The following is a 5,788-nucleotide window of genomic DNA, read 5'->3' on the forward strand; positions in this document are numbered from 1 at the left end:
ACAGCATTGAAGGCGTAAAAGCCGATGTCAATCTGGAAAATAATACTGCAACCATAACTTCAGATAAAGAAATTACACTCGCTGCATTAAACACAGCTTTGGCAGAAGCGGGAAAATATCAACTGGAAGATCCCCATTCACCTGAAAAAGCATTCATTAAACCACAGGATCGTGTTTCACCGTCTTCAGTATATTATTGTCCGATGGAATGTGAAGGAGATAAAGTCTATTTCAAGCAGGGAGAAAGATGCCCCATTTGTAAGATGTACCTGGTTCCCATTGAGGAAAAACAGGCCAAAGATCCCAATCATAAACCCATATACTCTTCCTCCAACCTGCCAGATAATTTTAAAGATAATATCGGTAAATATTACTGTCCGATGTTTTGTGAAGGAGATAAAGTATATGATGAAAAAGGGGATTGCCCAGTCTGCCACATGCATTTGGAAGAAATTACGCAAGAATTAGTCAATCAATCTGCCGGACATCACAACCACAGTCATACGCATAATCATCATCATTCACACTCTCATCATGACGTAGCTCCAAAAGTTACGGATGAAATGGCAGGAAGATATTATTGCCCGATGTATTGTGAAGGCGATAAAACCTACGACAGCAATGTAGGTTGCCCTGTTTGCGGAATGGATCTGGTAAAATACCCGGAAAAGAAAACAGCAAAATATACCTGTCCGATGCATCCGGAAATCATCCGTAATGAACCGGGAAGCTGCCCGATATGTGGGATGGATCTTGTCAAAATGCCTGATTCCGGAGCAGACGAAGAAGACGAAACCTATACTATTCTGAAAAGAAAATTCATCATTGCATTGGTTTTTACCATTCCAGTTTTCATTCTTTCCATGGGTGGGATGCTGATCAACTTCCCTTTTTCCCATCAGGTTCAGGGAATCATTGAGCTTGTTCTTACGCTCCCTGTATTGTTTTATGCTGGCTGGTTCCTGATGAAAAGAGGCTGGGTTTCATTCAAAACATGGAACCTGAATATGTTCAGTCTTATTGCATTGGGCGTTGCGGCAGCATTTATATTCAGCATCGTTGCCTTAGCTTTTCCTGATATCGTTCCGCATGAAATCAGAGGGCATAACCACGAATTACCCTTATATTTTGAAGCGGTCTGTGTGATTTTAACGCTTGTTATTTTAGGACAGCTGATGGAGGCTGCCGCTCATAAAAAAACGGGAAATGCCATCAGGGAGCTGATGAATCTTTCACCCGATGAAGCCAATCTTCTGGTGAATGGAGAAGAGAAAAGAGTGTTGCTTTCCGAAGTGAAGATCGGAGACCTGTTAAAAGTAAAACCCGGAGAAAAAATTCCGGTAGACGGAAAAATTACGGAAGGTAACGCCATTATTGATGAAAGCATGATCACGGGAGAGCCCGTTCCGGTGGAAAAAACTACAGATGATAAAGTTTCCTCCGGAACTATCAATGGCAACCAGGTTTTCACCATGAAAGCAGAAAAAGTAGGTGATGAAACCTTACTCTCCCAAATCATCAGAATGGTGAACGAAGCCAGCCGAAGCAAAGCACCGATCCAGAAACTGACAGATAAAGTGTCTAAAGTTTTCGTTCCGGCTGTGATCATTATTGCTATACTTACATTTTTTGGATGGCAATTCTTTGGTCCGGAAGGTAAAAGAAGTTTATTTGCCTTTGTAAATGCAGTCGCAGTTCTTATTGTCGCTTGTCCATGTGCTCTTGGTTTAGCAACACCCATGTCTCTGATGGTGGGAATTGGAAAAGGTGCTAAAAACGGTATTTTGATCAAAAATGCGGAAGCCCTGGAACAAATGAATAAAATGAATGTCTTGATCACTGATAAAACAGGTACTTTAACAGAAGGGAAACCTTCAGTAGAATATATTGAAACTACAAATCCTGAAAATAGCACTCAGATTTTAAAATTGGCCTATTCATTAAATCAGAATTCGGAGCATCCTTTATCCAACGCAGTGATCAAGAAAGCCAAAGAAGAAAACATCACTTCTGAAAAAGTGGATCAGTTTGAAAATATTTCCGGAAAAGGAGTCAAAGGAAATATTCAGGGAAAAATGACTTATTTAGGAAATGAAAGCCTATTAACGTCTCATCAGATTAAAATTCCTGAAAGCTTGAAACACAAAGCTGTTGAAGTTCAGTCAAAAGCGCATACCATATCGTATGTAGCTCAGGATACAACTGTTTTAGGATTTATCAGCTTTACCGATAAAATTAAGGAAAGCTCTAAAAAAGCGGTTGAACATCTAATGAAAGAAGGGATTGACGTAATCATGATGACCGGAGATAACGAACATACGGCAAAAGCCGTGGCGGAAGAATTAGGAATCAAACATTTCAAAGCCAATTGTCTTCCGGAAGATAAGCTTAATGAGGTCAAAAAGCTGCAGCAGCAAGGCAAAATTGTTGCGATGACTGGTGACGGCATCAACGACTCCCCTGCTTTGGCACAATCCGATATCGGAATAGCGATGGGAACCGGAACCGATGTAGCAATCGAAAGTGCGGAAATCACTTTATTAAAAGGAGATATTCTGGGAGTTGCAAAAGCCAAATTGTTAAGTGAAAAGTTGTTGAGAAACATCAAAGAAAACTTATTCTTCGCCTTTATCTATAATGTTCTGGGAGTCCCTATTGCGGCAGGATTATTGTATCCATTTTTCGGTATACTCTTATCACCGATGATTGCAGCCGCAGCAATGAGTTTCAGCTCTTTATCCGTGATTTTAAATTCATTAAGGTTAAACTCAGTGGATCTGGAAATAAAATAAACAATATGAAAAAAGGAAGTCTTTATATAGGATGTTCAGGTTTTTACAATAATGACTGGAAAGGGTCATTGTATCCCAAAGATGTCAAAAGTAAAGACTTTCTAACTTTATATTCCCAACACTTCAATACGGTGGAGATCAATTCCACTTTTTACAGGAACCCTACCGCAAAGTCGCTTATAAAATGGTATGATGAAACGCCTGATGGTTTTACATTTTTCATTAAAATCCCTAAAACGGTTACCCACATCAGCAGGCTCAAAAACAGCAAAGAAGAGATCCTTACCTTTTGCAATCATATCCAACAGCATTTAAAAGAAAAATTAGCGGGATTTTTATATCAGTTCCCGCCTTCCTTTAAAAACAGTCAGGAAAATATAGAGCTTATCATGAATAATCTTGACTTTAATTTTCTGAATGTGATCGAGTTCCGTCACGAATCATGGTGGAAAGAAGAAATTTTCATTGCTTTGAAAGATAAAAATATAGTTTTTTCAGGGGTAAGTTTTCCCGGCAATCTTCCTGAAGATGTGATTGCTAATCATCCGGAAATCTTGTATTACAGACTTCATGGAAAACCCGTTCTTTATAAATCGGAATACCCGGAAGAATTCCTCAATGATTTGGCTGAAAAGATTAAAACCCTGCAAAAGAAAACCTTTATATTTTTCAACAATACATGGGGAACCGCTGCTATCCACAATTCTTTGTATTTAAAGAAAATACTGGAATAATCCCATACTTTAAAAAATAAATTAAAATTGCCTTAAAAAGTAAGATTTCAATATAAGTTGGCACATAGTTTGTTAAGAATAATTTAGAAAAATTAACAAATTTTAACGATTTAAATTCCTTTTATTTTTATGAGACAAATTTTTGCGGGAAAGTCAAAGCCAACGACTTTTCTTGGGATGCTTGCATTGGTGAGTGCAGCTTCAATTCTTTTCAACGGATGCAACCAGAAACAAGAACAGAAAACATCGGAAAAGATGATTCTCCACGAAGATCCCGTCGCAAAAATAGTCCCCATCATCGATGATGAAGATGTTCCTTCAGACAAAAGAGTCATTTACCTGACTTTTGATGACGGTCCCAATCAGGGAACTCAAAATCTGTTGAAAATTCTTCATAAAAGAAATGTTTGTGCTACAGCTTTTGTTGTCGGTAAACATGTGTATGGAAGTAAAAAGCAAAAAGAAGAGCTTGAACAATTAAGAAAGGATCCGCTTATTGAGCTGGCTAATCACAGTTTTACCCATGCCCACAATAAATATACAGACTTTTATAAAAATCCTGAGGCTGTAGTTCACGATTTTGATATAGCGAAAGACAGCCTGAAATTATATGACCAGATTGCCAGAACACCCGGAAGAAATATCTGGAGACTTAATAATATCACCGTAACCGATATTAAAAGTTCTACGGAAGCAGCCAACAGCCTGAAAAAAGCCGGCTATAAAGTGGTAGGCTGGGATTTGGAATGGAAACCTACACAGGCAATGAATTTAAAAGGAAATCATGAAGCCATGCTGAAAAAAGTAGACAGCATCTTTTTCAACGACCTGGAAAAAACATCGAGACATCTGGTTTTTCTTACCCATGATCAATATCTGACGGATGCGGATTCTATCAATGAACTGGATCTGTTTATCGAAAAGCTTCAAAAAAGCAACAAATTTGTATTCAGAAAGATCTCTCAATATCCTAAGATCAATGAAATATTGAACTAGTCGTGATATTGTCTTTCCGAATGAAGCAAAGCGGAATGAGGATCCCAATGATGAGATTCTTCGCTTCGTTCAGAATGACAGAAAGAAAATCTCAATGAAAATTTTATCAATTTATTAGCTTTTTGCTTTTAAAATTCAGAAATTTGCAATTATGAGCCTTACAGAAAACTACCATACGATAAAAAGCCAACTTCCTGATGATGTTCAGTTGGTAGCGGTTTCAAAAACCCATCCTGTGGATGCTATCCAGGAAGTCTATAATCTGGGACAAAGGGTATTCGGAGAAAATAAAGTCCAGGAACTTGTAGAGAAATACCCTCTCCTTCCCAAAGACATCCAATGGCACCTGATCGGGCATCTGCAAACCAATAAAGTGAAATACATTGCCGGATTTGTGGATACCATTCAAAGTGTTGACTCTGAAAGATTAATCTTGGAAATTAATAAGGAAGCGGAAAAAAATAACCGTACCATCAAAGTTCTGCTGCAGGTGAAAATTGCTGAGGAAGAAAGCAAATTCGGGCTTGAGATTACGGAAGCCAAAGATCTGTTTCAAAAATATCTTAACGGTGAGTTTCCTCATATTCAAATCACAGGATTTATGGGAATGGCTACATTCACAGACGATGAAGAGCAGATCCGGAAGGAATTTTCTGTTCTGAAAAAAGTTTTCGATGACTTAAATTCATTGCAAAAACTGGAAACCTTATCCATGGGAATGAGCGATGACTTTCCTGTAGCCATAGAATGCGGAGCCAATTCCGTGCGTGTAGGATCTGCAATTTTCGGAAGAAGGGACTATTCAAAATAATACATTTAGGTATGATTTTTGCTAATAATTCAATCAAAAATTTCTAAATTTGCGGTTATGCAAAAAATCCTTATAGTAGAAGACGAAAAAGCAATCTCCGGAGTACTTCACAGTATTCTTTCCGATGAACTTACCAATTACGAATTCATTGTGGCCGAAGACGGTCTGGAAGGTTATAAACACATTGAAAAAGAGGATTTCGCTCTGGTGATCTCTGATATCAAAATGCCTAAGCTTTCGGGAACTGAACTTTTAAAACAAAGTTTAGCATTAAAGCCTGAAACCACTTTCATCATGATTTCGGGACATGCCGATATTGATTCTGCTGTTTCCTGCTTAAAGGAAGGAGCTTATGATTTTATCTCCAAACCTATTGATATCAACAGGCTGATCACAAGCGTTAAAAATGCATTGGCTAAAGAAAGCCTTAAAAAAGAAAATAAAAATCTTCAGAC

Annotated in this window: 5 protein-coding genes; all 5 read left to right on the forward strand. The window is 38.0% G+C overall.

Translation table 11 applies throughout. The annotated features are described in order from the left end of the window. On the forward strand, window positions 1-2,792 hold a 2,792-nt coding region (locus ACGHIN_RS16215), incomplete at its 5' end, for a heavy metal translocating P-type ATPase (RefSeq protein WP_390455909.1). A 5-nt stretch (window positions 2,793-2,797) separates the two neighbouring features. Next, complete coding sequence (locus ACGHIN_RS16220) at window positions 2,798-3,526, forward strand: DUF72 domain-containing protein (protein ID WP_390455912.1); 729 nt, start codon at window positions 2,798-2,800, stop codon at window positions 3,524-3,526. A 129-nt stretch (window positions 3,527-3,655) separates the two neighbouring features. Beyond that, complete coding sequence (locus tag ACGHIN_RS16225) at window positions 3,656-4,522, forward strand: polysaccharide deacetylase family protein (RefSeq protein WP_390455915.1); 867 nt, start codon at window positions 3,656-3,658, stop codon at window positions 4,520-4,522. A gap of 151 nt (window positions 4,523-4,673) precedes the next feature. Beyond that, on the forward strand, window positions 4,674-5,333 hold the full coding sequence (locus ACGHIN_RS16230; RefSeq protein WP_390455918.1) for a YggS family pyridoxal phosphate-dependent enzyme: 660 nt from the start codon (window positions 4,674-4,676) through the stop codon (window positions 5,331-5,333). Window positions 5,334-5,390: 57 nt separating this feature from the next. After that, the coding region (locus tag ACGHIN_RS16235) for a response regulator (protein ID WP_390455921.1) at window positions 5,391-5,788 on the forward strand (398 nt) is incomplete at its 3' end.

The organism is Chryseobacterium barbadense (genome assembly GCF_042849955.1).
Lineage (GTDB): Bacteria > Bacteroidota > Bacteroidia > Flavobacteriales > Weeksellaceae > Chryseobacterium.

Coding starts and splice junctions, on each gene's coding strand:
- ACGHIN_RS16220 (WP_390455912.1), top strand. CDS start 2,798: ATGAAAAAAGGAAGTCTTTATATAGGATGTTCAGGTTTTTACAATAAT.
- ACGHIN_RS16225 (WP_390455915.1), top strand. CDS start 3,656: ATGAGACAAATTTTTGCGGGAAAGTCAAAGCCAACGACTTTTCTTGGG.
- ACGHIN_RS16230 (WP_390455918.1), top strand. CDS start 4,674: ATGAGCCTTACAGAAAACTACCATACGATAAAAAGCCAACTTCCTGAT.